The sequence below is a fragment of the Acidovorax sp. LjRoot118 genome, assembly GCF_964253575.1.
In the GTDB taxonomy this organism is placed as follows: Bacteria; Pseudomonadota; Gammaproteobacteria; order Burkholderiales; family Burkholderiaceae_C; genus Acidovorax.
This window is the reverse complement of the sequence record NZ_CAXURB020000001.1, coordinates 4,644,566-4,670,434: the sequence shown is the minus strand read 5'-3', so window position 1 is coordinate 4,670,434 and position 25,869 is coordinate 4,644,566. Positions and strand designations below refer to the sequence as shown.

Annotated in this window: 23 protein-coding genes; 11 read left to right on the top strand and 12 right to left on the bottom strand. The window is 59.4% G+C overall.

Annotated features, from left to right (window positions below; genetic code table 11):
- Window positions 1–47: 47 nt before the first annotated feature.
- From ACSQ9E_RS21975 to ACSQ9E_RS21965, 3 genes are read right to left on the bottom strand one after another with little or no spacing between them, the layout of a single operon-like run.
- Window positions 48–665, bottom strand: coding sequence for an SAM-dependent methyltransferase (locus tag ACSQ9E_RS21975; RefSeq protein WP_057201330.1), 618 nt, complete (start codon window positions 663–665; stop codon window positions 48–50).
- Entirely contained in the window at window positions 662–1,456 is a 795-nt protein-coding gene (locus ACSQ9E_RS21970) for a PIG-L deacetylase family protein (RefSeq protein ID WP_057201329.1), read from the bottom strand. The genes ACSQ9E_RS21975 and ACSQ9E_RS21970 overlap by 4 nt, the downstream gene beginning before the upstream one ends.
- The gene (locus ACSQ9E_RS21965) at window positions 1,444–2,427 is read right to left on the bottom strand and encodes an acyl-CoA dehydrogenase (RefSeq protein WP_436219189.1); all 984 of its coding nucleotides are present in this window, start codon (window positions 2,425–2,427) and stop codon (window positions 1,444–1,446) included. Before ACSQ9E_RS21965 ends, ACSQ9E_RS21970 begins: the two co-directional genes overlap by 13 nt.
- A gap of 435 nt (window positions 2,428–2,862) precedes the next feature.
- Here ACSQ9E_RS21965 and ACSQ9E_RS21960 point away from each other — a divergent pair, with 435 nt between their 5' ends.
- The 4 genes from ACSQ9E_RS21960 (at window position 2,863) to ACSQ9E_RS21945 (ending at window position 6,986) form a co-directional block, all read left to right on the top strand.
- Entirely contained in the window at window positions 2,863–3,123 is a 261-nt protein-coding gene (locus ACSQ9E_RS21960) for a hypothetical protein (RefSeq protein ID WP_057201327.1), read from the top strand.
- 52 nt (window positions 3,124–3,175) lie between these two features.
- Window positions 3,176–4,129 (top strand): N5-glutamine methyltransferase family protein, encoded by a 954-nt coding sequence (locus ACSQ9E_RS21955; RefSeq protein ID WP_057201326.1) that lies wholly within the window; start codon window positions 3,176–3,178, stop codon window positions 4,127–4,129.
- The gene (locus ACSQ9E_RS21950) at window positions 4,126–5,424 is read left to right on the top strand and encodes a phosphoribosylamine--glycine ligase (protein WP_436219188.1); all 1,299 of its coding nucleotides are present in this window, start codon (window positions 4,126–4,128) and stop codon (window positions 5,422–5,424) included. Before ACSQ9E_RS21955 ends, ACSQ9E_RS21950 begins: the two co-directional genes overlap by 4 nt.
- Before the next feature lie 170 nt (window positions 5,425–5,594).
- Entirely contained in the window at window positions 5,595–6,986 is a 1,392-nt protein-coding gene (locus ACSQ9E_RS21945; RefSeq protein ID WP_436219187.1) for an iron-containing redox enzyme family protein, read from the top strand.
- A 111-nt stretch (window positions 6,987–7,097) separates the two neighbouring features.
- Here the strand turns inward: ACSQ9E_RS21945 and ACSQ9E_RS21940 are convergent, their stop codons facing one another.
- The 3 genes from ACSQ9E_RS21940 to ACSQ9E_RS21930 form a co-directional block, all read right to left on the bottom strand.
- Window positions 7,098–7,727, bottom strand: coding sequence for an HAD family hydrolase (locus ACSQ9E_RS21940; RefSeq protein WP_436219186.1), 630 nt, complete (start codon window positions 7,725–7,727; stop codon window positions 7,098–7,100).
- Window positions 7,728–8,110: 383 nt separating this feature from the next.
- Window positions 8,111–8,452: a hypothetical protein gene (locus tag ACSQ9E_RS21935; RefSeq protein WP_057201322.1), complete on the bottom strand. Its 342-nt coding sequence runs from the start codon at window positions 8,450–8,452 to the stop codon at window positions 8,111–8,113.
- Between the two features lie 815 nt (window positions 8,453–9,267).
- Complete coding sequence (locus ACSQ9E_RS21930; protein ID WP_057201321.1) at window positions 9,268–9,717, bottom strand: HAD domain-containing protein; 450 nt, start codon at window positions 9,715–9,717, stop codon at window positions 9,268–9,270.
- Between the two features lie 1,052 nt (window positions 9,718–10,769).
- Between ACSQ9E_RS21930 and ACSQ9E_RS21925 the strand changes: the two genes are divergently transcribed.
- From ACSQ9E_RS21925 to ACSQ9E_RS21910, 4 genes are all read left to right on the top strand, one after another.
- Window positions 10,770–10,895, top strand: coding sequence for a YgiT-type zinc finger protein (locus tag ACSQ9E_RS21925; RefSeq protein ID WP_369819447.1), 126 nt, complete (start codon window positions 10,770–10,772; stop codon window positions 10,893–10,895).
- Window positions 10,896–11,051: 156 nt separating this feature from the next.
- Entirely contained in the window at window positions 11,052–12,788 is a 1,737-nt protein-coding gene (locus ACSQ9E_RS21920; protein ID WP_082604090.1) for a TnsD family Tn7-like transposition protein, read from the top strand.
- Window positions 12,789–12,853: 65 nt separating this feature from the next.
- Window positions 12,854–13,189, top strand: a complete 336-nt coding sequence (locus ACSQ9E_RS21915) for a helix-turn-helix domain-containing protein (RefSeq protein ID WP_082604089.1) — start codon at window positions 12,854–12,856, stop codon at window positions 13,187–13,189.
- Between the two features lie 21 nt (window positions 13,190–13,210).
- The gene (locus ACSQ9E_RS21910; protein ID WP_157412424.1) at window positions 13,211–14,530 is read left to right on the top strand and encodes a TniQ family protein; all 1,320 of its coding nucleotides are present in this window, start codon (window positions 13,211–13,213) and stop codon (window positions 14,528–14,530) included.
- Window positions 14,531–14,549: 19 nt separating this feature from the next.
- Here the strand turns inward: ACSQ9E_RS21910 and ACSQ9E_RS21905 are convergent, their stop codons facing one another.
- From ACSQ9E_RS21905 to ACSQ9E_RS21895, 3 genes are all read right to left on the bottom strand, one after another.
- Window positions 14,550–15,779 carry an AAA family ATPase gene (locus tag ACSQ9E_RS21905; RefSeq protein ID WP_057201320.1) on the bottom strand — a complete coding sequence of 410 codons (1,230 nt, stop codon included), beginning with the start codon at window positions 15,777–15,779 and terminating at the stop codon, window positions 14,550–14,552.
- Between the two features lie 25 nt (window positions 15,780–15,804).
- Window positions 15,805–18,069 carry a DDE-type integrase/transposase/recombinase gene (locus ACSQ9E_RS21900; RefSeq protein ID WP_057201319.1) on the bottom strand — a complete coding sequence of 755 codons (2,265 nt, stop codon included), beginning with the start codon at window positions 18,067–18,069 and terminating at the stop codon, window positions 15,805–15,807.
- Between the two features lie 1,696 nt (window positions 18,070–19,765).
- Complete coding sequence (locus ACSQ9E_RS21895; RefSeq protein ID WP_082604086.1) at window positions 19,766–20,137, bottom strand: helix-turn-helix domain-containing protein; 372 nt, start codon at window positions 20,135–20,137, stop codon at window positions 19,766–19,768.
- Here ACSQ9E_RS21895 and ACSQ9E_RS21890 point away from each other — a divergent pair.
- The 3 genes from ACSQ9E_RS21890 (at window position 20,075) to ACSQ9E_RS21880 (ending at window position 23,502) form a co-directional block, all read left to right on the top strand.
- Window positions 20,075–20,998 carry a hypothetical protein gene (locus tag ACSQ9E_RS21890; protein WP_162261387.1) on the top strand — a complete coding sequence of 308 codons (924 nt, stop codon included), beginning with the start codon at window positions 20,075–20,077 and terminating at the stop codon, window positions 20,996–20,998. The two genes, ACSQ9E_RS21895 and ACSQ9E_RS21890, sit on opposite strands and share 63 nt — an antisense overlap.
- A gap of 196 nt (window positions 20,999–21,194) precedes the next feature.
- Window positions 21,195–22,130, top strand: a complete 936-nt coding sequence (locus ACSQ9E_RS21885) for a class I SAM-dependent methyltransferase (RefSeq protein WP_436219185.1) — start codon at window positions 21,195–21,197, stop codon at window positions 22,128–22,130.
- 736 nt (window positions 22,131–22,866) lie between these two features.
- Window positions 22,867–23,502 carry a hypothetical protein gene (locus ACSQ9E_RS21880; protein ID WP_157412421.1) on the top strand — a complete coding sequence of 212 codons (636 nt, stop codon included), beginning with the start codon at window positions 22,867–22,869 and terminating at the stop codon, window positions 23,500–23,502.
- 58 nt (window positions 23,503–23,560) lie between these two features.
- Here the strand turns inward: ACSQ9E_RS21880 and ACSQ9E_RS21875 are convergent, their stop codons facing one another.
- From ACSQ9E_RS21875 to ACSQ9E_RS21865, 3 genes are all read right to left on the bottom strand, one after another.
- Window positions 23,561–23,878 carry a hypothetical protein gene (locus tag ACSQ9E_RS21875; protein WP_057201315.1) on the bottom strand — a complete coding sequence of 106 codons (318 nt, stop codon included), beginning with the start codon at window positions 23,876–23,878 and terminating at the stop codon, window positions 23,561–23,563.
- 112 nt (window positions 23,879–23,990) lie between these two features.
- Entirely contained in the window at window positions 23,991–25,271 is a 1,281-nt protein-coding gene (locus ACSQ9E_RS21870) for a TRAP transporter large permease subunit (RefSeq protein ID WP_436219184.1), read from the bottom strand.
- Entirely contained in the window at window positions 25,268–25,852 is a 585-nt protein-coding gene (locus ACSQ9E_RS21865) for a TRAP transporter small permease (protein ID WP_057201313.1), read from the bottom strand. The genes ACSQ9E_RS21870 and ACSQ9E_RS21865 overlap by 4 nt, the downstream gene beginning before the upstream one ends.
- Window positions 25,853–25,869 lie beyond the last annotated feature (17 nt).

The following is a 25,869-nucleotide window of genomic DNA, read 5'->3' as shown; positions in this document are numbered from 1 at the left end:
CGCCACGTAAGGCGCCCGGGCAAGGCACCGGGCAGGATGACTTACTACTACTCGCGACGACCCTCTCTTTGGGCTACGCTCTGCCGCGCGCTTGACCAGATTTCCAGGCAGAAGTCCGCATCGCGCCACTGGGCCAAACGCGGCATCTGAAGGTGTCCGTGCATGATCTCGTGCACGCGCGCCCCGCCCAACGGGAAGCTGTCGAATGGATGTAGCCAGTGACAGGAAGCAACGGTGGCAGCCGAGCCAGAAGCGAGCAGAGTGGCGCGGCATCGCTGCGCTAGACGCTCGATATCGGTCTCTTGGAGGTAGTACAGGAACTCGCCGAGCACGATCAGTTCGAAGCGCCCCTCAGGCCATTGGTTAGGCACCCAGCCTTGTGCGACCTGGGCGTGGGCGAAGGGCTTGAGCCGGTTGGCCGTGTACTCCACTGCTCGCACTGCTCCGTCCCAGGCCAGAAGCCGGTCGCAGCGCTGCGCCAAAAACTCGGAAACAAAACCGCCAGCGCAGCCCGGTTCGAAAATGGACTCGTATCGCGCATGCGGCAAGCTGGCCAACAACAGGTCGCGCTTGCGAGCCTCGTACCAGCTACCCTCGAAATGCCAGGGGTCCGGGCCCCGGGCGAACAGCGGATCGAAGAAGTTTTGCGGGGCGGGTGCAGTCATAGCACAAAGAAGTATTCGGTGTTCCAGCTCGCGCGGTCAACGATCTCCGGGTCCAGCACTGCGGGCAGGCTGGGCGAGCGGGGCATGAGCTGCGAGCGGTGGCAGGCCAGTGCGTGGAGCTTGCGCGCATGCGAGTCTCCATCAATTCCCACGCCAGCGAGGCGGGTCCAGTCCACCTGCGGATCCCAGGGCTCGGCCCAGTGCCACATCCACACCGGCGCCTCCAGCAGCGCGGCACCTTTGGCCTGGCAGGCTGCAGCGCAGGCACGGCCACAAGCTTCGTGGTCCGGGTGTCCGTCCAGGCGCCAAGTGGTCACGACCACATCCGATGGCTGCACCAAGTCAGCCAATCGGGCTTGCAGGTTGCCGGCTTCCCCGGTAAGCCCGCCGTCGGGCAAGCCCAGGCGTAGCACGGACTCGGTCGAAACGCCGAGGAGCTGCAGGCCGGCGGCGCTTTCGTGTCTGCGCTGCCGGGCCAAAGCCCCTGCATCGTTACCGTCCGCAGCGCGATGGCTGCCCTCGCCATCTGTCACCGCCACCACCAAGCAGGCGCCCCCGCGGGCCACATGGCTGTGCAGCAGGGCACCGCAGGCAAGAATCTCATCGTCGGGGTGGGGTGCCACCACTATCAAGCGCTGCCATTTGCCCACCAACTCGCTGGTGGACAATCGAGGGATTCGTTCCTCCCGCAGCCAGGACTCCCAGAACCGCGTGTCCACGCACGGCTCGCTGATGAGGCGAGTGGCCGGGGGGAGGCCCTCGGCTGCAGCGGGATGGTTCAGAGTGCCCATGGGTAGTTCTCTTGCGCCAGCACTGCGCTGGCAAGGGCCGCATCGTCGCGGTATCCGTGACTCTGGCGAATGAAAACCGGCAGGTCTGCCGCAGCGCGTGCAAACGCCGCGTCGCGGCAGTAGGGCGTTGCGCCCAGCGCGCGCCCGGCTTCCTCCAGCACGCAGTGGGCCGCAGCCTCTGCTGCTTGGCGTACACGCAGTGCCGTGGCCATGGCCTCCGCGTGCGGGTTCGCATCGATCCAGGCGGCGCTCTCGCGCAGCAGCGCGGCCATACCTGCCAACACCCGATCCACCTTGCCGAAGGCTGCAGCGCGGTATGCGAAAGCCGGGTGCTCGGACGACTGACCGCGCATACCGCGATATAGGGAGTCGGCCACGGCCAGCGTGCCGCCATACCAGCAGGCGGCAATGCCTGCACCCCCATGCCAGAAGCCGGGCCTGCGCAGGTAATCTCCAGGCGCGCCCACCAGTGTGGCAGGCGTGGCATCGAACGCCACCTCCGCGCTCAGCGTGTCGGCCATGCCCACGGCCTGCCAGGCGCCGGTGTTCATGCGGATGCTGGCGTGGCCGAGTTCGACGGCGACCAACTGGCTCTGGTCCAGCCCCGGCAGCCATGCGGTCAGCAGGGCGTGGCTGACCCCCTGTGCACCGGAGCACCAGGCCTTAGCGCCGGACAGTTTGGCCAGACCGCTGTCGCCTTGTGGCAGAACTTGCACCCGCTGTCCGGGGACCTCGGCCGCCCAAACCGCCCAAGTCTCGTTGGTCTCGCCTCGATCATGGCCTAGCTCTAGCAGAATGGCCAGTGCATCGCAGTGCCCCTCATACAGCTTCGCTAGTGACAGGCTGTGCTGCGCCACGTGACTCAGCGCCTGCCAGCGCTGCAGCGTCGAACCCGCGCCCGGTCGGGGCAAGCGAGCGAAGCCCATGCCGACCAGTTGCCGAAGCTGTGTGGCAACGGACAGTGCTGCCATACCGGGCAAGGCCTGGGCGAGTGAGGACACGGCGGCGAGCGCATAAGGGTGGGCACGGCGGTCAGGGATGGGCATGCGGGCAAGAGTCGATCTGTTGCTGATTCCGCTCAATTTGGCGGTACGACACTCGTTACCCGGTCAGCAAGCGGCGCCCACTTCTGTGGGACAGACCCCTGACCGCTCGCGCGCAGAGCAAGCGCCTATCCCCATACCTACCGAGTCGAACCCGAAGAGGATGGGATTTGGAGTCGGGCCTCCTCATGGGAGCAAAAGGGCGCGTCCCAGGAGCACGCCTCAGTGGCGCTCGTTGCTTTTCAAGTTCGAACCGACTTCCGTTCAAGTTGCTCTTCCACACCCCGCCGGCGGCAAAGTGGGTCGAGTGGGCCGTCATTCGCTTTGCAGTTTTTCCTACACACTTGTGCAGTCCTTCATTCCATGATCGTCGCTGTAGCGTTATGGAGGTTCTTCATGTTCTTCTCCCCGCATTCCACTTTTCGCGCGGCGACCTTCATCGGTGCCGGCTTATCCATGGTCGCCTACGGCGCATCGGCTTCCGTCGGGCTGACAGAGCCAGCAGAAGCGTTTGCTGGGGAGGAGGCGGGTTCTCAGAGGCAACCGATCAAAGTTGGCCCCGAAGGCGACCTAGCTCAATGCTTGGGGCACCGGCTGGAGGTCCATCTGTTCAAGGGATGCTGAACGATCGCATGGTAACGGCTACTTCGACCAGCCCTGAATAACGCTCAACATCATGAATGATCACCGCGTTGCCCGGTTGGTAGACCTGGGCAATTTCCTGAAGTCAAGGCACTACGAATTCACTACTCCCACGCCATTGACGCACCATCGCGTGCTGCGCAATCGCGTTGAAAAAGCTGCGCGAGATTTGCGTGACATATTCGGCTGGAATTTGCCGTTCGATGGCGCGTTGCTGCCACTGCCATTGCGTGACAAGCTTGTCAGCGAAGGACTCACTCAACAGCAGGATACGGGCATGTACCAAAGCATGGTGCGCGTGAGCAGCTTGGGCGGTGAGCTATACGCCCATTCGCGGTTCCCTACCTCGGAGGCGGATGCCGTTTTCTTTGGCCCCGATACCTACCGTTTTGCGGCACTGATTGCTCAAGAGCTGGCTGCCCACCCGTTGGGAGCGTACGGTCGCATCTTGGACATGGGCTGCGGTGGCGGGCCTGGCGGCATTGTTGCGGCGCGCTCTGCAGGCGGCAGTGTTGATGAATTGGTGCTTGCCGACATCAATCCTGAGGCCTTGGCGCTGGCCAAAGCCAACGCACGCCTTGCACAGGTGGAGTTCTGCACCTTCGTCCAGTCTGACCTGTTCCAAGGCATCACGGGCGACTTCGATCTGATCGTCTCCAACCCGCCGTACCTGGTCGATGCAGACAAGCGCACCTACCGGCATGGCGGCGGCAATTTCGGCGAAGGACTGTCGCAGCGCATTCTGGAGCAATCTATCGCTCACCTCAGGCCTGGCGGTCGCCTTATCCTCTACACCGGCAGTGCCGTGGTGCAGGGGGTAGACGCGTTTTCCGAATGGGCCGCCGGCATTGCAGCACGCACGGGCTGTGCATTCACGCGCCGCGAGATCGATCCCGATGTCTTTGGCGAAGAACTCGACCGGCCGGAGTACGCAGGGGTGGACCGCATCGCCGCCATCGGGCTCGTGGTGCAAAGGCGGCCGGCGTGAGGATTCTGGGCATCGGTGACTGCAACGACTTGGCTGCCATGTACGGCGGCATGCAGGCACGCGGCCACGAGGTGCGGGTGTTCGTGCGCGACCCGGCCAGCCACGGCGTGTTTGCCGGCATGCTCACGCGCACCCATGATTGGCAAAGGGAGCTGGGCTGGATCAGGGAGGCAGGGCCCGAGGGCCTGATCCTCTTCGAGACGGCGGACCAGGGCGCTCAGCAGGATGCATTGCGCAGGGACGGCTTTCAGGTCATCGGCGGCAGCGCCCTGGGCGACCGGCTGGAGGCCGAGCGCGAGTATGGCCAGGCCGTGCTGCGCGAGGCGGGCCTCTGCACCGCGGCCAGCCACTCGTTTACCAGCTACCGTGAGGCCTCGGACTTCATCACCTCGCGGCGGCAGCGCTACGTGCTCAAGTTCAACGGCGCCAACAGCCCGCGCACGCGCAACTACATCGCGCAGAAGGGCGACAGCAGCGACCTGGCCGCGCTGCTCCATTTTTACAGCGCGCACGAGGCACCCTTACCGTCCCCGGACTTCGTGCTCATGGAGTACATCGATGGCATCGAGATCGGTGTCGGCGGGTATTTCAACGGCGCGGATTTCCTGGAAACCGCGTGCATCGACTTCGAGCACAAGCGATTCTTTCCGGGTGAGTTGGGCGAGCTGACAGGCGAGATGGGTACCGTGGTCAGCTATGCCGGCAGCGGCAGGCTGCGAGACCAGGTGCTCAAGCCCCTGGCAGGCGTGCTGCGCGATGGCGGCTACTGCGGCTACATCAACGTGAACCTGATGGCCAATGCAGACAGCCTCTGGCCGCTGGAGTTCACCAGCCGCTTCGGCTACCCCGGCTACGCCATCTGCGAGCGCCTGCACCGGGAGCCGTGGGAAGGCATCTTCCAGAAGATGCTGCACCGCTCGGCCACGCGGTTCGAGACGGCGCCGGATTTTGCCGTGGGCATCGTGTTGACGGTGCCGCCGTTCCCCTACACCCAGGGATACGAGGAAATCTCCAAGGGCATTCCCGTGATCCTGGACGAGGACCTGTCGATGGCAGAGCGCGCGGCCATCGCCTTTGCCGAGGTGGAACTGCGCCAGGGCGCGCTCATCACCAGCGGCACCAGCGGCTATGTGGGCGTGGCCACAGGCTGCGCGCCTACCGTGGCGGCGGCCAGCGCCAGCGCGCTGGCGCTGGCGCGCAAGGTCTACGTGCCCAACCTGCGCTACCGCGAAGACATCGGTGTGCGGGTGTCGGACGAGGCCCTTGGCAACCTGCACCGGTGGGGCTATTTGTAGGCACCAGAGGCCGGCCGTAGGAGGCCGCCCACGCGGATCGGAGCGCTGGCCCGATGGTGGCGCAGGCGGCGATGGCCCACCCTCAGGGACATACCTACACACAATACGCCATGTACCTTCATCTGCAGGAACGCCTTCGTTCCGAACCGACCATCGCCCCTCTCGTCCCCATGGCATCCGCCCCGGCTGCGCTCCATGCGCCTCTCTATGACCGTCTGGCCAACCACATTCCGACGCCACCGGAGCGCGAAGCGGCAGCCGATTTTCTGCGCCGCACCCTGCAGGACGTGGCTGCGCACGCGGACGATCTCCCTGACAACCCCGCCGACCTGACGGCCTGGATGGAGGCCAATATCCAGAAGGTACACGGCCAGTACCAGGCCTATCTGGACGAGCGAAAGGCCGGCGCGCCGCGCCGCTATTTCACGAACCGCGCGCATGCCCTGTACTTTCTGCGCAATGTGGCGCCCACCAAGCTGGTCGATGGCTCCTGGCTGTATGGTCTGTGCGCCCACGCCGACAACTCCCGCCTGTCCGACCTGGTCACCACCTATGTGGAAGAACTGGGTGATGGCCTGGCCGACAAGAACCATGTGAAGCTGTACCGCGCCTTGCTGGCCAACTATGGGCTCGACCCAGTGGACGACCTGCCCGACGCGCTTTACCAGCAAGGGCTGGTGCAGGTGGCACTGGGCTGGAATGCGCAGGAGTTTTTGCCCGAGATCGTGGGCTTCAACCTGGGATATGAGCAGTTGCCCCTGCACCTGCTCATCACCTCCTTCGAGCTCAACGAACTGGGCATCGACCCCTACTACTTCACTCTGCACGTCACGGTCGACAATGCCGACACCGGGCATGCCAAGCGCGCCTGCGTAGCGGCGCTGGAGGCCGCGCCGCGCATCGACGATGGTGGGGACTACTGGCGCCGGGTGCGTGCCGGCGCCAAGCTGGGCAACGTGGGCGCCAGCACACTGGACGTGATCAGCGGTTTCGACATCGACAGCGAGGTGGTCGCCATCCTGGCGCGCAAGGCGCCGTCGGGACATGGCGCGCACTCCGACTTCTGCAAGGTGGCGGGTCGCAGCGTGAACGACTGGCTCTCCAGTGCCGACGACCTGCCGCAGTTTCTGGCCGCACTGGAGCAAGCCGGCTGGATCAAGCGCAACCAACCGGTGACCGACAGCCGCTTCTGGCACCTGCTGCAGGGCGAGCGTGCCGAGATGTTCGGCGTGTTCTCGCCCTACGAACTGCAGGTGATCCACGACTGGATCCGCGGCCCGGCCAGTGCCGACGGGGCACCCTTCGAGACAGGCGCCACGCCCGGTACGGGCAAGCGGCAGATGAGCTTTCGCGTGGCCGAGCGGCTCAAGGCCGCCAAGGGTGGGCGGTCCGAGCCCGCTGCGGCGGGGCTGGACACGGACCTGGAAATCTTTGAGCAGCGCTACCCCACGCTCGGCACGGCCGAAAAGCGCGACTTGCTGGTCCAGGCCATGTCGCCGGCCCTGCACTGGACGCCGGTGGGCCTGCTGGCCACCAGGATGTTCCTCAACCGTTCAGTCTAGTCAAAAACGGGGCCTAGCTGGATTGGGTTCCCGATCGAGAAGGCGTCTGGTTACGCCCTTCATCCAGCCCAGCATCTCAGCAGCGTCCGCGATTTGAGGCGCCGTGTAGACCTACGCTGCCCCAGAACGCAACGTGCGACTAGGATCGAGCATCCACTCGCTGAACTTCCACAAATCACCGTGTGAGGAATGAAACTCGTCGAGTTCCGGCCCGACGTTGGGCGTCCCATTGAGGCCCCTGCAGATCAGAGCGCGATGAACACTCGGCGCGATCCCTCGGAAGTACGGTAGGAAGTCGTCAACGAAAGCCAGTGGCGCAAGCTGCTCAATGGCGTCGGCCTTCGGGCTTCGTTGCTCTGCTGAGCGTCCTGTCGCGATCACACGCTCAATGGGAAACCCCGTGTCCCTCAGATTCCTGAGGCGGGCCCCTTCAAATTGGTGAGCAAGCGCAGAGACGCAGACCAGTTCGTACCCCGCGTCATGAAGCCGATGGCATGCTTCAACCGCCAGCTTCAGAGGTGGAAGAGAAGACCAAAATTGCTCGTTCATGCAGGCCCGCAGAGCGGCCAGGCGTTCACCTTCAAGAAATTCGACGGCCCACCGATCGAGGGGAGAGTAAGCATCCTTGTCCCGCTCCAGAGGTCGACGACCAAACGCGCGCTCCCAGACAGAGGCATAGGCCAAGCCGTAGTCGAGGAGCACCCCATCCGCGTCCAGGGCGATGATTGGTTTGGCGCTCATATCAGTGCTCCTGTAGGAAGTCTGGGAGTTGGAGCCGTGTCACTTCCGGGTGTTCCTCAACCGACCAATCATGGCCATGTTTGCAAACACGGCCATGTTACGAGCTGAGCAAGGCTAGCGCCAACGGCTGGTCTTGTTCTCGCACGAAGAAACGAGGTGGTGGCGCTCATTGGTCTGCCTCGGGCGGAATTGGAACCCATGGCAAGCCCTGGCGCCATGACTGCACATCCACGAACTCCCGCTCGCAGCCCGTGCAGCGAAGCCGCTGCGTCGTGCGCATTGCACCGTTGGCATCGCGCGCGATCACCTTGCGGTAGTTGGTCGCGCTGCAGATGCCGCAGCAGTTCCTGGGTGATGGGGAAACGGGTTCCATGCCTGCAGTACTACCCACGATCATCCACGACGTTGAACTCGAACCTGAAATTGACAGCGACCGTGTCGGGTAGCGTCAACACCAGCCGGGTTTCCTGGGGATGGAAGATGGTCTCGCCATCGCTATCAACAGCGCCTTGGCTGACCGAGAGAGTCTCGATCTTGCTGGTCAGCGTCTCGCGGGTTGCATCCCAACCGAACTGACCGAGGCGCAGCTTCTGGCGCTGCAGCCAGGTCCAGATTTCTACAAGCTCGGCTTCGACCTCTGGCTGCTGACCGCGGCTGGTTTGGGCCAGGGCGGAGAACTCGTACTGTTGGTCGCGCAGGACCCATTTGAATTGGAAGTGTTTCATCGTTGGGTGGCAAGAATGAAGGGATTGTCCCAAATGCGCCAGATTGGCCGCGCACCAAAGACAAAGGGCCGGCCTTCTCTGGGTCTGCCCAAGGGAAGACCCATGCGAGGTTCTCTTGCCCATGTTGCTTGCAGGACCTGACTCGCGTCAGGCAATTGTCCCTATCCACTCTTGTGCCGGCGCAACCTGACCATGAGAGCCCAGGACAGACGACGTCGCTGTTCGAGGCATTGGAGGCTTCTCTAGTCAGGCAGGACACCCTGGGGCAGAATGTCCTTGAGAGCCATTACCCGGCTAAGGTGGACTACTCCATTACCCGAATCTTGAACTTCCACGGGCATTTGCACCGGCAGGTGGTGCCCCAACCGAGACCACCCACTTCGTGAATGTGGGCTGGGACGTCACACAAGGACCGCCATGCCTCTGAATCCCAAGATCGTTAAACGGCGATCCCACAAGTCTGGACGAGCATGCATCGATAGCCGCTACCGCTTCCCTTTGCCGGAGATCGGGTGGAAGGTTGGCGCCCGCGTGTATTTCTCGCGGATGGATGCTGGCAAGGGGTTCATGGTCAGCATCAAACCAGGGCCGCTACTGAACGGGCGGATGCTCTCCAGTCGGATTCAGCGCATCGGCTTTACAGAGTCTGCCAAAGTCCACAAGAATCCCCGCCGGAGTTGGCCATGAAACTGCTCGTGTGCTCGGACCTGCATCCCCTCAAGCGCAGTTGGATCCGGTGCGCACAATAGGAATTCTTGTGTGCGGTCCAGGCCATATGCGTGAAGTGAGTGAACGCGCAAGCATGATGCAACTGATCAGAGAGTCAGCAGTCGCTGCACCAATTCTCTGGAAGCCTGAGCCGTCAAGCCGGTCTTCCCGTTGACCAGAAACAGGGCGCGGTTGAAGGGCCTGTACAGCCAAGACCTGTCATCGACGGCCAGCCAAGGGCTTGCAACCCGCCCATTGGCCCGAAGCCACGCATTGCACTCAGCCTCCCGCTCGAAACTCACCAACGTATCCGGAACATCGTTGAGCGCCGGAAAGTGGGGCGTCACTCCGATGACCCGATGCGAGATGTCCGCAGAAAACCGCCGAGCCAGATCCTCAGGTCGGTGTTGATGCCGCCAGGTGCTCGTAATGACGATCTCAACATCAGGAGCATGTCGCACTGCCTCTTCGAAAAACGGGAGGCAGCAGAAGTGCTTGGACTCGTGGCAGAACTCCGGGTGCAGCACACCATCGAAGTCAAGGAACAGTGTTCGCATGTCATCAGAGTACTGCGCACGGACTTGAATGCCAACGAAACTTGTATCCACCAAGGTGGCTATAGGGCTGTAGCTGAGGCAAGGCGCCTACAGAGTAGCTCGAAGCAAGCACGGCGATTTGCAGCGGGCGATCATGCCGGTGAAAATCTACCGTGCATAGGTCTTCAATCTGTGCCCGGATGGTGAGCGTGCAAGCGTTGGGTGCCTCGCGACGGTAGGGCATCCGGCCATGCAGGTGCAGGGAGAAAACCGTATGGCGACATCCCTGGCCCATCTGCAGCACTCGAGAGGTTCTCAGGCATCACGGGCAAAGTCAGGCGCATTCAAGCGTGCGCTGCAGCAATTAGTTAGACCAACTGCCCAGATGTCCTCGTATTGATTGGAACGACATGGCCCAAACATCCTCCAGTAGCTGTTTCAATGCTCAAGAATCTTCTGGGCGTGACGATCTCCGGGGCAGGTTGCCAGCCGAAGTGCGCCAGGGCTACGAACCCGACGATGGCCCTCTCTCGCCAGCACAGATAGCTGCGGTGCAAGCGGTGGCCGATGAGGCACTGCCCAAAGGCGCTGTGGTCAGCAGGCGTTGTCTGTTTCCTCAAGCTGGACACAGGAACCTTTGACATGGGGTGGCCGGCGACCGTTTCACCGTGGGACCGAGTACTCCGCCGAAGCCTAAAGCCAGACGCAATACTTCGAACGCGACTTCTACGTTAGCGAATTTGGCATGTTAGCTGCACAGCTAACATGGCCAAAACAGCTAATAACAACTAAGTTGCGTTAGGTGTGCCATCGGAGGCCCGACCTCCTCAGCTATGCCCCATCAGTTTAATGAGGTCGCATAAAAAGGGCGGCGGTACATCGCTGGCAGGAGATCGGGGAAGGCAGGATCGAACGAAACGCGCCTCCGATCAGTCATGGAAAAATGTTGGATGCCATGGATCATCAACAGTTTCGTTTGAGAAGCAGGGACTATGAAATGCGGAGCTTGTACCGGCGAACGTCTCGTTCACGAAACACGCGATGTAGAGCGTGAGCATTGAGTCGTGACCCTGATGATCAAAGACGTGTCCGGCAGGTTCTGCTCCGACTGCGGAGAGGTTGCCATGGACCGAACCGAGGCTGGTGCGTACATGGAGAGACTGAAAGAGGCTCAAGCTTCAAACGACCCAGGTGGCTAGAACATACATCTGCCGAAAGCTGATGCGCTTGCGCTGAAGGCGCCCCTTGAATTGCGCGAGCGAAAGCACACGTCACCAACAGGATTAGATCCCACGAACCGCTCGCGAGGCCTACGCTGATCTGCAGTGCCATGATGTCTTTCAAGGAGTTCATCCATGACGGAGCGTCTCGACCTTTTCCCGGCTGCGCCACTGTTGCTTCGGTTGCCAGATGAGTCTCTCTTTAGCTTGGTGAGTCGCCATCATTTTCTCTGGGGAAACTCAGTCGCGTCTACAACCAGCAGACAGTTCTTCTCACATGCGCGAAGTGCTGCTCACCATGACTTCCTCAATTGGCTCCAAAGTTTTGTCGAGCGCACGGGTGGGGTCTATGGCGACGTGCGGCATGTAGCAATCAATCTCACTCTACTGAAGTTCTATCAGCCATTTCTATCCCAAGAAGAGGTGAGCAATGCTGTCGAATACCTCTCGCATGGCAGGATAGCGCTCCTCCGACTCCGGCTTGGAATCTATACGAGCGGATTCCGTGCCAACCATCCTCTTAAGGCTTGTGTCGGTTGCATGCAGGAAGACATGCATAGTTGTGGTTGGACTTACTGGCACATGAAGCATCAGTATCCAGGTGTCTGGATTTGCACTAAGCACGGAATGCCGCTCCAGCAATCCAAGTCAATCGGAGTCGGACGGTTTCACTGGGTGCTGCCCCGGTTGGATGATCTTCACGATTGCATCGCTAACGCCGGACTATCGGCCACTCATCACCTTGAGGTATTCGCTGGCTTCGCGGATCTGGTTGAAGCGGCAGTTTCAGAGGGCACTCGGTCAAAACTTGAGGTGGATCGTTTTCATGAACGCTATCGCGCGGAGTTCATGAACCGCGGATGGGTGTCGGAGGGTGGCCAATTGCGTCTAAAAGCGATTTCAGCTTCATTCGTGGACCACCTGCGTTTCTTTCCGGACCTTGATGAGCTAGCAGGCTTTCCGCGGACAGTCCAGCAAGCCTCTCCACAACTAAGCCGCTTGCTAAGCAGTCCGCAAAACAAAACTCATCCATTGCGCCATCTTGTGATGATCCACTGGTTGTTTGGAACATGGGAAAAGTTCTCGCGCTTCCATCCCGTCGGACGGGTTGCCCCGACGGTAGGACAGGCTCAGTCGCGCAGCGACGAGGTAGTAGACATTCGCAAGGAGGAACTCTATCTTTTGTTACGCAACATAAATGTTTCGTTGAGGGCTGCTGCTTCCCGCATTGGGGTCGATACGCAAACCGCGTTGGCATGGGCAGCGACGATGGGCCTCGCCATACATCGGCGGCCAAAGATCTTGCATCCAGATGTGCGCGAGCAAGTGATTCGTCGGCTGCGTAGTGGTGCAGATAAATCTGTGGTCGCCTCCGAAGCGGGCGTTTCCGTACAGACCATAGCGCGACTGTTGTTGGCAGAAGTCGGTCTGCACCGAACTTGGATGGATGTGAGGCACGAGAGGGCACGTGGCCGAGCGAGGAAAATCTGGACCAAGCTGCTCAAGACATCCGGTGGTGTGGGCGTCAAATGGATGCGTGCGATGGAACCGGCCGTCTACTCTTGGCTGTATCGTAATGATCGCGCATGGCTGAATGAACATAAGCCCTGTCAGAGTCCTCAGCGCCGTCAGAATGCAACCTCTGTCGACTGGAAGGCAAGAGACGAGCTGTTGTGCGTTGCGGTAGAAAAGGCGTGTCTCACGCTGCTGTCCGAGCATGGTGAGCGCCTCAAGCATGCCAACCAGCTGTATCCACTGATTCCCCAACTGCACTCCAAGCGCAGACAGCTGGACAAGTTGCCTCTGACGAGGAGGGCGATAGAGCGGGCTCTTGTAGCGCGACCTCCTGGAGCAGGTGACCTCTTCACTTGATCAAAAACCCGAACCGTCGAACTAGGCTCTTGATATGCAGATATGCATTGAGTTATGCTTAACGCATGGATTCATTTGAGCTCAAGGCCCGAGCTGAAAACGCCCGTCGCATCTGCCAGTTGCATGGCATCTCTCAAGCCGAGATCGCCGCCCATGTTGGAGCAAGCCAGTCTCAGGTAAGCCGGATTCTGAGCGGCGAGAACATGAGAACGTCGCGACTTTTTGAAGACGTTTGCCTTTTTGCTGAAAGGTTTGAGGGAGGCGTTACGGCTGAGGTCGTGCGTTCGAACCAAGAGCTGATCGACGCGCTGCAAGGCACATGGGACGGCTCTGCGACTCACGCACGAGCACTTGCATCTGTCATTCGCTCGTTGGCGGTTTTACGTCCGCCGCCTCGTTGAAAGAACCATTTGGAGGTCGATATGTCCACACTTGTCCAACTTTCACCATTTCCTGAGGAATTGGATCGTGGCTATCTTGGGCGTTTGATGTTGGCCAATGGATGTATAGACACATGTTCGGCGTTTAATTTGATAGAAAGGCACTTTCAAATTGAGCGCGGATCACGTACAACGCATGATTTATTAAGTCGTGCTGCTCAAATGGATTCACGGCATTTCGGGTTACGTCATACCACAATGCCGCTGACCGATGGTATATCGATGTTTCGGGGGGCGGAGTGCTTTCCTGAAACTACATTGAAGCCTGAGCGTAGCTCTAAGCGAAGAAAGGTTACCACCAATTTTTGCGAAGAGTGCATGAAAGCTGACGTCAAATTCCACGGGATAAGTTACTGGCGCCGGGAACACCAGACACCTGGACATCTTTGGTGCGAAAAACATCAGAGCCCACTTAGATTTATTTATACGGCCGAGCCCGGATTGCGTACACCGAGCTTCTATGTCGATCAGGGCGGGAAGGTGTCCGACGGCCTGGTGGTCGAAGCACAGAGGAACTATGGTGTACAACAGTACCTATTGCTAGTCGATGCCCTTTATGAGCGCGAAAAACCTCTAGACGGAGATAGTGTCCATGCTGCAATCTTTGAAAGAGCCGCCAATCTTGGGATGGGTATTCGAAGGAAAGATACAGCGCGCGTATTTATAGATGACCGGGTGAGGGATCAGTTTCCCGCAACATGGTTAAATAATGTTTTTGGCGATTTATCCAATCGAGATCTGGGTTGGTGGATGAATAATGGTGATCGGCAGGTGCATTCGAAATTGGTGCTTATTGCAGCTCTTTTCGAGTCATGTGAGCAGGCATATGAGACGATTGCTCAGGTGGAGTGTAAGCTTATCAAAATGGATGCTGGTCGGGTATTCGCTACTGTGGGCGATGAGCGATCGCGCGACGCTCTCAATGCATATCGGAATGCTTCAGGGATCTACAGCGCAGTCTCGCGCGATAGCGACGGTTTTCCAGATGCACGAATGCTGAAGAAGATGGGACTCCCTGATCTTGAGATGGATGGGGTGGCGGTGCATTTGGTCAAAAAGGGGCTTGAGCGATTTTTTCTCGAACAAGGTTCGATCGCGGACAGTGCGGAGGTGAGCGGTCTTTCCGTGCAAGCGATGGAACAGTTGATTAGAAATTGCGCACCGAACATGTGGGGTGTACTGAGAGCAATGAACGAGGGCTTCGTCCAACCGCAATTCCGAGCGGATATATTAAGAAAGCGCGCGGCGACCAGTCGAAGCTTGAGAGTCTCGGCTAAGGGATTTGTGGGGGCAAGAAAATAACGGCTGATCGCCCAACCGACTATGGTCGCTTGCTCCAGAAATTTTGCCAAAAAGTCTGGTCCCTGGCGGTAAGATCTTCGTATCGGGCCATCATCAGGGGATTGTTGCTTCTCAGTGCGATGACTGCCGGCCCTATCGGCGATAGAAGTGTGTCTGCAGCAACCTCAAAATCTTCAATGCGAAGATCATCGTCTTTACGCTCGAAAGCTACTCGGTGTGCTGCTACCCAAAGAGCGATGATCAGCCTTTGCACGCCCGCTGTCTTCTCCACTATGAGGGTTGCAACATCGTCGGTAATCTGCAGAGGGGTGGCGACATACTGGTAGGTTGAAAGTGGAGCCAGGAAAGTGTTCTTGAATGCCGTGCTTAACGGATCGGCGAAGTGCTTGAAAGCATGAAAACCTGACGTGACAAACCGCTCAGTTGTGCTGAGGCGTTTTGTCAGCGCTCCGATGCCATCAGGCGTACCTGACACAAGAAGCGGAATTTGCCAGACATTCATGAGGTTCAGGAGCCATCTCAGAGACTGATCCTCCTGGACGCTGAGTTCTTGAGTTGCGTCCCGGCTCTTGACCCTTCTGCGAACCTCCAACGGCGAAAGCTTAAAGAAATTTTGAACTTCATCGAGATGCAGGAAGCCCAGGAAATGGGAGCTTGCCACTTGGCGCCATTCTTCAAGCATCGCCATTCCTGAGCGCGGACTTTTCCTTTGCAGCGAGTCCTCGAATCGATCGCTGCCTGTTGTACGCATCCATGCGCTCATCAAAGCCACCGCTAAGTCTCTTGGCTTTCCTCCTGGAGGAACGTCAGTGGATATCCAAGTCACCTGGGTATGAGCACCGGCTATTTTGGGGAAAGACTCGTGTTCAATGATCCTAGGGAAGAGATGCAGAGCTCGCGTGATAGCCTCTGTTTTTCCAGCGCCTGAGATGCCTTCCACAGCTGCGCCAAACGCTGGGGAGCCACTTCGCTTCCATATCTGCGACGCTTCCCCGCCCTTGAGGGTCCACGTGCTTGGAAGGGTTGGATCGGTATGCTTGTAGTTCTGCCGTATCATCAAATCCATGGTCTGATGCGTTTGTATGCCCTCCAGGCTCGGCAGATGAAGTCTTCGCAGGTCCTGCAGCATGTGCAAGCGTATGTGCCGGGGGATAGATCCAATGTCGCTAGGCGGACGCGCTGGCAGGTCAACAAGCTTTCTTCTGGCTTCCTCGGGGGACAGGATTGGCCCCAAACCTTTGATCAGCATGTTCCCTGCATAGGGATCGTATGAGCTAGGATGTGATTTCATGTGGCGCCGCATTCATTTGGGAGTAGATGTCGGTCATCATTTCCTCGTGGCATTGCTGAGCTTCGGAGCGAACCTCAGGAGTACCACAGATGCCCGCTGAGCCAAGATCGGACGCGGCGGCGATGCCTTTTTCCATAGCCCGAGCTTCCTTGATTGTTGGCACAGGACCCCTAGTTTGGGCGAGCGCATCTTGTGTTTGTTTGGCCGCACGGGCTTTGATGTTGTCCATACGTTGCAGGGCTTTGACGCTCTCGACAACGGCCTGATGGTTGATATCAGCGGACTGCAGCAGTTGATAGGCGAATGCATCAGCCTTCTCATCACGGGTTAGTCCTGGAGCTGCCAGAGAGTGATCCGAGATGGCGAGTTCAAGCATCCCATCCCCCGACCGGTTTGGCGTCCAAATTAGTGAGTTGGAGCCGGGGTAGGGATAGGCCGTGATACGTTGCACGCCATGGTTGCGCGCGTACGTTGACCATTGCTCTTGCTCGGCCTCTGGGCATGAGTAGTAGTCCCCGTCAAAGCAAACGCCACGCTTCGTTATCCATGCGGCTTCTGCTGGGAGCAGGCGCGAAACCGATTCGACGAACGGCACCACTTTTCGGTAGCCGATGCCGACCGCATGACCCCACCGCCATAGTCCGGCCGGCGAAGGGTAGACGCCATCGGCAATCATGTGTGCGTCAACACGCTTCTTTCGATCAGCAGTCAAGTTGTAGCGGAAGAAGCACTCGGAGAGAAAGTGCATGTAGTGCTGAACGGTCATGGTTGCCTCAGAAGGGTTCGACCTTCTGAGGTCGTACTCTTTGCGCCGTGCATCCATCGCTCCAGGCATGAAGTTGTATTGAACGTCCTTCATGATTCGATGCATGACCTCTACGACGCCTTTTAGATCTGGCCGGAACGGAGGGGCGTAGCTCAAATTCATCGTCACATCTGCCCCCGTCGCCTTGGCTGCTATCGATAGGTATTCACCGCGGTCGCACATCAGTCTGTAGGGAATGGTCGGGAGTGGATCCAGCGACTGTCGCATCGCGTAATTCCACAGTGTTGCCATGACCTGCGTGGGGGCGACAATGTTCAGCAGGCTAATACGGGCAGTCGTCCAGCTAGGGCCGGAGAGGCAGACGTAGAAGCCAACCACAGCCGTTGACCATACGTCTACGATGACATAGACAATCGGTCTGCCAATGATCCAGGCGGGGTTGATTGAAGACCGGAGGTAGATGTCGCCAATCGTCGAGTCGATCGCATAGACATGGCCAGGCCCGGCAGCGTCCTGCCAACTGACTCCGGACAACCCGCGCAGACTGCGTTGGAAGTGGCCAGCACTCGTCTTTTGGAGAATCTTCTCCAGCCATTGCACTTCTTCGGTGAGAACGCGCTTGACTTGGGTTTTACTTGGATACTCGCCCGGCAAGGGCGGCACCACCTCGATGTCCCCTTTTTCATTGAAGCAGTACTTTTTACTAAAGCCATCTTTGATGATTCGGTCATACCTTTCACGCATCGACTTTTTCGGCGTTGGCTGGCGTTTGTCGACCGCAATGATGATGTCGCTCCATGCTTTGCTCATGCCCGGTTGCATAGGTTCGCCCCAGCATCCGAAATACTTATGGTGAATCCGTTGCGCCTGTGTTTTGCGCCCAGATTTTTTTCGCGTACCGCCTTCGTCGACGTAGCGCTTTTCACCCGGTGCGCCGCATCGGTCGTATCCAAGTAGCAGGCTCTTCGTAGTGAGGCCTAGAACGCACAGGAGTGACCAAAGATCTCTGACGTGTCTCTCACTAACCCCGTGCCTGTCCATAGCATCTCTTATAAGCCCTCCTAGACCGCGATGCACAAGGAGCGACTCTTCCAAACGCACGTAGTCCAGGAAGCTCGCCATGACCTCGCATCGATGCTGATACTCTTCGTTGTGTCTGAGCGGTTCATCCTGCTCGTGGTATTTCGAGGGCAGTTTCAGTTCGATTGGGACCACACTGTGATCTGCAAGCAACTGCATCAAATCTGTCTTGCGAACCCACTTCAGTTGGCCCATCAGTTGGGGCTGCTTTGGACGGTTTAAGCGTTTAGGATTCTTGGACTTTGGACGACCACCCGGCTTCCTGAAATTAGGGTCGTCCGGCTTCATCAAGACAATGACCGTGTGCTCGTAGGGACCATTGAGGATGACGCGGTACAGGCCGGCGTTTAAGCCGCACTCAGAGACGAGCAAGTGAAATGCTTGGTTGTGCGCTAGATCCATGCAGTCCTCCCGGATGCGATAGGGTTGAGCGAGACAAACTCCGCTGAACTGATTTGACTCAGCGGCTGGTGAGGTCGCCAACCTCTACGCAAATCAATGGGAAGTTCACCTCGCCAGACTGCTTGCCACAGCGCCTTTTGGGCTGGGTACTGATCCCCGCCAAGCTCATGCGCGAGTTGGCTGGTGACTAGAGTCTGGGAAGAATCGCACATGGCGCGTGCGACTGTGCATGCGAGTTGAATGTGACTATCGGGGGATTCGTCGGCGAGCCCCCAACTAGATGTCCGGAGCAGAGTCAAAGCCACTGATTTTGCGTATGTCTCTGAGGTGATTAGTAACCACCTGACTCCACGTACTTCCCAGTAAGTTTTCTCCAGCCGCAGTAGCTCAACAGCTCTCTTGCTCAAGTCGGAAAATGATCCTGGTTTCCAGGAGACGGCCAACAGCTCCAAGAAACCCCCACCGTTGAGCAAGACCAAGAGTAGATCGGTGGTTGGGATCCAGATGGCATGGTCGTCCTTGTCATGGACCATTGGGTGCCTGATGCCGAGTTTTTTTGCTAGTGCTTCGGTGCCTGGACATTCTGTATCTCTGGCCCGAACATCCCACCGGCAGAGCTCGAATTTCGCAGGTCTGATACTCAATGGAAACTGCTCGACTAGGTCGAGGAGATTCTTCAAGTGGCTAGCAAACGTCAGGCCTGACCATTCACCGTCGGAAAGCAGCTCGCGTTGGCGGCCTCGCCAATTGATCAAATGAGACCTCCCCATGCTGGCAGGATCGCTGCGGGAGACTCGGTGATGCGGGATGTATGACTGATATGTCCCAGTTCCTCGCCCCTCGCGAAGAAACCGATCTAGCACCTTGGGCGTGAAGCGTTTTTCGGTTCTCACTTCAACCTCCGGGCTGCTCTTTTTTGGGGTCGTGCACGCAGTCCAGTAAATGATGATTCTTCATAGACTCCGGCCACGGAACAAACCGTAGGAAACCCAGATCCTCCGAATACTTGAGCCAACTGAGTCAGAAGCAGTCGCTGTGGTGGCTGCCAACCTGGGGAGCTCCACTTTCTGCGGTTGCCTTCTGAACGACTTGTTCGTGGAGCAGCAGTGACGTTGCGCGACAGATAGGCGAATTCATGGAGCGCGGCGCGGCGCAAAGACTTGCGAAATTGGTGCGACGGCGCGTAAAGACGAGTGCCGTCTTTGCGGGTCGTGCTCGGCCACTGTAGTTCTGGCCATCCATAGATCGACATCTCCATCCACATTAGCCAAACTACCGCTGGCGAATGAAATTCTTCGAGCTTGCGGGGGGGGCAACCTTCGATTAAAGGCGCAGGAGACCAAGATGATGACCTGGCGAGATCGATCAAAATCCAACGCGATTGTTCGATCGTTATGTGGATGGCTTGCGTGCGGTGTTCGCTGGGTGAACCGCGATGCTTCGGGTGCCGGGTGAATCGCGCGTGATATGCGGCTTCGTTGCGAGTGCTTCCACGGAGACGTGATATAGCCTTCGCCCCCCACGGGGTGCGACGATTTGGTGTTTTCATAGATCTGACCCTGATGTGTGTTCGCCTGTGTGGCGCGAACGATCCACCACCGGCGCGTCAGATCTGATAGTCTCTGGGGTGCGAATCGCGAAGACTTAGGTCTGAGCTCCGGGCGGCGGGGCTTCCTATTGGGGGTCCTGCCGTTTCTTATTTCATAGATACCTCCTGGAGGTGCTGGCTTAGTGAGCGGGTCTGTGTCTGCGAAAGTTGATGACTAAGTGCTGCAATCTCCCTCAGCAGCTCGGCTACATGGCGGGGTGTAGCTCTTGCAACCTTCAGCCCAATTGCAGCCCGTTCGCGAAAGGCTGCTTCCAGCAGTTCTTCGGCATCGGCAGGCGTTGCCTCTAGTGCCTGCGCGATTGCGCGTACTGCCTCTTCACTTGGAGGCAGGCGCCTCGAATTCTCGAGGTCGCAAATAATTGAGTGAGGTTGGCGTACTCGAAGAGCCAGCCATCGTTGGCTTACATCGAGTCTCAGGCGCAATTCGTAGATAAGCGCTCCGAAGCTTTTTTGCGTCATATCGTTTGCCGCGATAAGTCGTACATGTCAAAGCAGGCGTTGTTGAAATGCTCAGAATGGCAGGGGTGCCAGGCCGTGATAGGCGCGCGGCGTGGTTGGGTGATATCTTTGCTATCGTTGCCCGGTTCAAAAAAAAACGCTAGCGTTCAAAATGCAAAAAAAGCTGCCGTATTTGCACTGTCTCCGAAGATGACCCGTTGGAGAGAAGCTATGGGAAGACGCCGCACACCGCTCTGCGAAAGACTTCAATGTGCTTTGGCCTTCCGGGCCCTGCAGCAGGACCTTGGCGTCTCCTATTACTCAATGAGCAGGAGATGGATCGAAAAAGACGATCCCGAAGCATCCCAAAATTTGACTCGCGTTCCGGAATATTTCAAAAGGTACGCGGAGGGGAAGGTCCCACTTGCAGGTGCAGGACTAGCTCGTCTGAACTGGGCAAGACGTTCTAAGCTTTTCTGCCAGACTTACGACTCACATACTTTCACCGTCCTAAGCGTTATGTGCGACTGGCGCTCACTCGACGGTCGCGCTTTCCTGTTTGCCTTTAACGCCGATGAGACGCGGGATTTCTTCCGTTCCGGCGCCTGGTGGGTTTCTGACGCGCTCCAGGATTTTGCTGCTTCTGCGCACATTGATGCCCTGGGGCAACTTGTGATCTGTCTCGGCGAGAGCGTAGGCAAAGAAGATGAACAAGTCTGGGTACACCTGTGCAGGGTCTGGCTGAGGTCTTGGGCAAGATCTGGTGTGGACCGGAAGCTTGAAACACTGATGGTGCAAACGCTCGCAGAGCACGTTCCCCACCTTTCTCCGCTCCTCCGCGTGCTTTACCCAGGCTCGATGTATTTGAACCGGGGCGTTTGAGATCTCAGGTTTACGACTCTAGTGTCTGCTGCAATGAAGGACGCTCGCGGCAAAGCGGCTTAAACGCTTGCCTATGGTTTACGACATTAATTTGCGGAAATACGAGGGACCGAATTGAAAAGCGCCCGGCATCGCCGGGCGCTTTGCGTGGCGCACAGTGCATACACTCCCTGCTCCGCATTCCCCCTTCCTTTTGATGCAAGCCCTGTTGAACGCCATCGCCACGATGGCCCCCATGCCCACCGACGCCCAGCGCGTGTTCCACGGCCGTGGCGGCCTGTATCCGGGCTCTGAGCACTGGGTGCTGGACGTGTTTCCGCCCGTGTGGGTGCTCACCAGCTTCCAGCCCGTGGCCGAAGAGGAACTGGACACCATCAGCGCCGCCCTGAGCGCGCGCTGGGAGCAATTGCACCCGGGCGAGCCGCTGAACTGGGTCTTCCAGACCCGGCACGAGGGCCGCAGCGAAACGCGGCTGATGGCCGGCAGCGTGCCCGACCCGCATGTCGTCACCGAGCAGGGCGCCCGCTACCGCGTGCACGTGGCCCGGGGCCAGAACCACGGCCTGTTCCTCGACATGGCAGAGGGCCGCCGCTGGGTGCGCGACTATGCCGCTGCGCGCAGCGCCGACCGCTACGGCCTCAAGGTGCTCAACCTGTTCGCCTACACCTGCGCCTTCTCGGTGGTGGCCCTGCAGGCCGGCGCGAAACAGGTAGTCAACGTGGACATGGCCCAGGGCGCCATCGCCATCGGCCAGCAGAACCACCAGCTCAACGGCCTCACCACCGGCGCGAGCTTCCTCGCGCACGACATCTTCTCGACCTGGGGCAAGATCACGCGCGGCGGGCCCTACGGCCTGGTGATCGTGGACCCGCCGAGCTTCCAGCGCGGCAGCTTCGTCGCCACCAAGGACTACGCGCGCCTGATGCGCCGCCTGCCCGACCTGCTGATCCCGGGCGGCCATGCGCTGCTGTGCCTGAATGCGCCTGAGTTGGACACGGCCTTTCTCAAGGACCAGATGCGCGAGATCGCGCCGGAGCTGGAGTTTGTGGAACGCGTGGCGAATCCGGCGGTGTTTGCCGATGTGTCGCAGGAACGCTCGCTCAAGGTGCTGGCGTACCGGCTCACAGACTGATCATCAGCCGGCCAGCGCGGGGGCTATGCTGCGTCGTCATCAATGCCCAGAATGGCACCGACCGAGAGTTCCAGCTCCGCTACCAGATCCGGATCCATGTACTGGTACTCATCGGGTATGTCGAGCACATGGATGGCTTGTGTTCAAGAATGCGGCCGAATTCCGCCAGCAGGCGGGACTTGTGCTTTTCTTCCATCACGAAGATGGTCTGGGCCCACTGCAAGTCCCGTTCGGACACCGGGTGCCGTGCGTTGGGGCTGGTGCCCGCAGGCCGCACGGACAGCAGGGGATGGTTGCGCCAGACTGTTTCGGCGGTGGGGCTGCGCCACTGGTTGCGGCTGCAGACGAACAGTACCTGAAGCCGCTCCTGGGGTGGCAGTGCAGGTCGGCCAGGGTGGTTTCTTGACGGCTGGCATGGCAGTGGTTCGCCAGCGGTGGCGAGCTAGAGGGGGCTTGAGGCACGTGCGCGTTTCAAGGCCTCGCGGTACCGAAGTTTCCAATTCTTGTCGCGCTGGAGGTCAGGGGGCATGCATCAAGTTTCGATGTGGAGTCATCGGCGGACTTTAGCGCCACGGCGTCTTGCTTCCAAGTTCTGTGTACGACGCTCGCAGCGGCGGCAAAGACCTGATGCTGAGATCGCAGCATTGTGTCGACCTGGAGATTCCGTGCAAGACTTCGGCTGCATCCTGCTGCAATAGCGATGGTTTAATACGCCGATTGCCTGAGGTATATACGCATGCGCTGGACCATCCAACTCACCACACGGGCTGATCCGAAGGTTTCCATCGAGGAGCGGCATTCCAATTTGATGGGCGCGATGGTCGCTATTCCAAAGCCTTTTGGTTTGGGTGGCACGCCCGTGCCTGCCGCGCCGGATCCAGGGTCGAGCCTGTCTGCAATATGCTCGCTTACACGTTTGATCGGCGCCCCTGCGATATTTGTCAACGCCATTTATGGGCTGCGAGCACCAAACTATGCGCCCAACGACATTTTCAACCTGGACTACAACGCCAAACGGGTGTCGGCCCAACAGCACGCTGCATTGGTGCAGGACTATCTACCTCAGTACATTGCCGCATTCGGCGCCTGCCGGTTGCATGCCGGATCGGAACAGCCATTCCTGGATCGGAGCGAACCAGGTTCGCAGCGCGGGCCCATCAGATTCATCCGCTCAGTCAACTTCTGGGATGCAGGGCTGATCTCGGAAGCTTTTGGCAAAACTTCCGAACAGGCCATGGATATTCTGGCGCCGCATGCAATGGTTATACGCCCCATGCTGGGTGGGGTCTACTCGGTGCTGACCGGGGGCGACGAAACACCCGATATGCAGTGGGCGGCGCACGAGAAATTGTGGGCCCTGCTCAAGGATTGAAAGCCATCTCTGGCGGGTCGGCTTCGATTCGGCCGCTGCAGCGCTGCGACCGCTTGGGTCATTGGCTGGCCCGCTGGCGCTCCTTGAGTTTGGCCACTTGCCTCACCTGTTCGCGGAAGGCCTGCACGGCCGCCTTCGACTCTTCATCCCAGGACTCGGTCTTCATGTGCTGCAGCACGGCCAGCAGCGCGTCGCTCAACTGTCCTATCTGGCGCCCGTAGCTGCCCACGTCCTCGATGATCTTCTGCTCGAGCGCGGGGTCCGAGGATTTGCCCATGTTGATGTTGATCAGGCCGACCTGGCCCATCGTCATCTTCGTCCAGTACTGGAAGGCCTGGTTCACGGGTCCGGACAAGGGCATGTAGAAATCGGGCATGGCGCGTATCTCCAGTTAGGTGGGCTCTGGCAGGAGAAGGGATTGCACGCCAAAAGCCGCTCCCGATCCAGGAAATTCTGGCAATCTCCTGTCGGGAGCACGTGCCTGCGGGTCAGCCCGTGAGCCAGCGCAGCGGCGCCAGCACCGTCTGCGGAAACAGCACCATGATGAACATCACTGCGAACTGGGCTGCCATGAAGGGCAGCACGCCCCGGGTCACCTCGTCCATCTTCATGCGCCCCACCCCGGCCACCACGTTCAGGATGGTGCCCACCGGCGGGGTGACCAGGCCGATCGAGTTGTTGATGATGAACAGCACGCCGAAGTAGACCGGGTCGATCCCGGCGGCCTTGACCACGGGCATCAGCACCGGGGTGAGGATCAAGATGGTGGGCGTCATGTCCATCGCGGTGCCCACCAGCATCACCAGCACCATGATCGCGATCAGCAGCGGCGTCTGGTTGCCCATCAGGGGCTTGAGCAACTCGACCATCTGGGTCGGCAGGTTGGCCACCGTGATCAGCCACGACGACACCATGGCCGCGGCCACGAGGAACATCACCACGGCGGTGGTCTTGGCGGCGGTGGTGAAGATCGGCAGCAGCGCGGACAGCGGTAGCTCGCGGTAGATGACGCTGGCCACGAAAAGCGAGTAGACGGCCGCCACCACGGCAGCCTCGGTCGGCGTGAATACGCCCATGCGCAGGCCCACCAGGATGAACACCGGCAGCGTCAGGGCCCAGACCGATTCGCGTGCCGCGCGCCAGATCTCGGCCGTGCTCTTTTTCTCGGGCAGGGCCAGCACCTCCTTGCGCCCCACCCACCACCAGGTGGCCGCCAGGCCCAGGCCGATCATGATGCCGGGAAAGATGCCGGCGATGAACAGCTTGCTGATGGAGACGTTGGCCGCCACGCCGAAGATCACGAAGCCGATGCTCGGCGGGATGATGGGCCCGATGACGCCCGAGGCCGCGATCAGCCCGCCCGACACCTCCTTCTTGTGGCCGGCCTTGATCATCATGGGCAGCAGCAGCGCCGTCAGTGCCGCAGCGTCGGCCACGGCCGAGCCCGACAGCGAGGACAGCAGGCATGCCGCCAGGATCACCACATAGCCCAGCCCCCCTTTGACATGCCCGACCAGCGCCAGCGCGAAGTTCACGATGCGCTGCGACAGGCCGCCCACGTTCATGATCTCGCCGGCCAGCATGAAGAAGGGCACGGCCAGCAGCGGAAAGCTGTCCGCGCCGTTGATGAAGTTCTGCGCCAGGATCTGGGAGTCGAACAGATCGAGGTGCCACATCAGGCCGACGCCTGAGGCCAGCAGCGCATAGGCGATGGGGATGCCCAGGGCCATGGCGCCGAGCAGGCCGCCGAGAAAAATCAGCACGGTCATGTTCTTGTCTCCGGTTTTGCGGGGGCGGCGTTTTCGCGTGCGAGTTCGGCCTGCAGGGCCTCCAGTTCGGCCTGCTCTTCGGACTCCTTGACCATCACCAGTTCGCCTTCGCTGAGCCTGCCGGTCAGCACGCGCAGAAACTGCAGCACCAGCAGGAAGCCTGCGCACACCGAGAACACCACGCCCGAGGCGTAGAAGAAGGCCATCGAGAACCCGGTGACCGGTGCCTCCACGTCCCAGTTGATCTTCATCTGCTTGTAGCTGCCTTCGAAGAACAGCCAGGTGATGTAGAGCATGAGCACCTGCCCAAGCACCATGCAGACCTTCTTGCCTTTCACGGGCAACCGGGACACCAGCATGTCCGTACCCAGATGGGCGTTCTCCTTGATGGCGGCCACCGCACCGAGGAAGGTGATCCAGATGAAAAGCCAGCGCGAAAGCTCTTCGCTGACCGTGATGCCGGAATTGAAGACGTAGCGCAGCACCACGTTGCCGAATACCAGCACCACCATGGCGGCCAGCGCCAGCGCGATGAGCAGGTTGATGGCGCGGACGTAGCGGTCGATGAAAGTGTCGAGCATGTATTTGTTGCCTCTTG

Coding starts and splice junctions, on each gene's coding strand:
- ACSQ9E_RS21940 (WP_436219186.1), bottom strand. CDS start 7,727: ATGAGCGCCAAACCAATCATCGCCCTGGACGCGGATGGGGTGCTCCTC.
- ACSQ9E_RS21955 (WP_057201326.1), top strand. CDS start 3,176: ATGAATGATCACCGCGTTGCCCGGTTGGTAGACCTGGGCAATTTCCTG.
- ACSQ9E_RS21920 (WP_082604090.1), top strand. CDS start 11,052: ATGACGGAGCGTCTCGACCTTTTCCCGGCTGCGCCACTGTTGCTTCGG.
- ACSQ9E_RS21970 (WP_057201329.1), bottom strand. CDS start 1,456: ATGGGCACTCTGAACCATCCCGCTGCAGCCGAGGGCCTCCCCCCGGCC.
- ACSQ9E_RS21945 (WP_436219187.1), top strand. CDS start 5,595: ATGGCATCCGCCCCGGCTGCGCTCCATGCGCCTCTCTATGACCGTCTG.
- ACSQ9E_RS21975 (WP_057201330.1), bottom strand. CDS start 665: ATGACTGCACCCGCCCCGCAAAACTTCTTCGATCCGCTGTTCGCCCGG.
- ACSQ9E_RS21925 (WP_369819447.1), top strand. CDS start 10,770: ATGATCAAAGACGTGTCCGGCAGGTTCTGCTCCGACTGCGGAGAGGTT.
- ACSQ9E_RS21965 (WP_436219189.1), bottom strand. CDS start 2,427: ATGGCAGCACTGTCCGTTGCCACACAGCTTCGGCAACTGGTCGGCATG.
- ACSQ9E_RS21885 (WP_436219185.1), top strand. CDS start 21,195: ATGCAAGCCCTGTTGAACGCCATCGCCACGATGGCCCCCATGCCCACC.
- ACSQ9E_RS21915 (WP_082604089.1), top strand. CDS start 12,854: ATGGATTCATTTGAGCTCAAGGCCCGAGCTGAAAACGCCCGTCGCATC.
- ACSQ9E_RS21930 (WP_057201321.1), bottom strand. CDS start 9,717: ATGCGAACACTGTTCCTTGACTTCGATGGTGTGCTGCACCCGGAGTTC.
- ACSQ9E_RS21880 (WP_157412421.1), top strand. CDS start 22,867: ATGCGCTGGACCATCCAACTCACCACACGGGCTGATCCGAAGGTTTCC.
- ACSQ9E_RS21910 (WP_157412424.1), top strand. CDS start 13,211: ATGTCCACACTTGTCCAACTTTCACCATTTCCTGAGGAATTGGATCGT.
- ACSQ9E_RS21895 (WP_082604086.1), bottom strand. CDS start 20,137: ATGACGCAAAAAAGCTTCGGAGCGCTTATCTACGAATTGCGCCTGAGA.
- ACSQ9E_RS21865 (WP_057201313.1), bottom strand. CDS start 25,852: ATGCTCGACACTTTCATCGACCGCTACGTCCGCGCCATCAACCTGCTC.
- ACSQ9E_RS21935 (WP_057201322.1), bottom strand. CDS start 8,452: ATGAAACACTTCCAATTCAAATGGGTCCTGCGCGACCAACAGTACGAG.
- ACSQ9E_RS21875 (WP_057201315.1), bottom strand. CDS start 23,878: ATGCCCGATTTCTACATGCCCTTGTCCGGACCCGTGAACCAGGCCTTC.
- ACSQ9E_RS21900 (WP_057201319.1), bottom strand. CDS start 18,069: ATGGATCTAGCGCACAACCAAGCATTTCACTTGCTCGTCTCTGAGTGC.
- ACSQ9E_RS21905 (WP_057201320.1), bottom strand. CDS start 15,779: ATGCTGATCAAAGGTTTGGGGCCAATCCTGTCCCCCGAGGAAGCCAGA.
- ACSQ9E_RS21960 (WP_057201327.1), top strand. CDS start 2,863: ATGATCGTCGCTGTAGCGTTATGGAGGTTCTTCATGTTCTTCTCCCCG.
- ACSQ9E_RS21870 (WP_436219184.1), bottom strand. CDS start 25,271: ATGACCGTGCTGATTTTTCTCGGCGGCCTGCTCGGCGCCATGGCCCTG.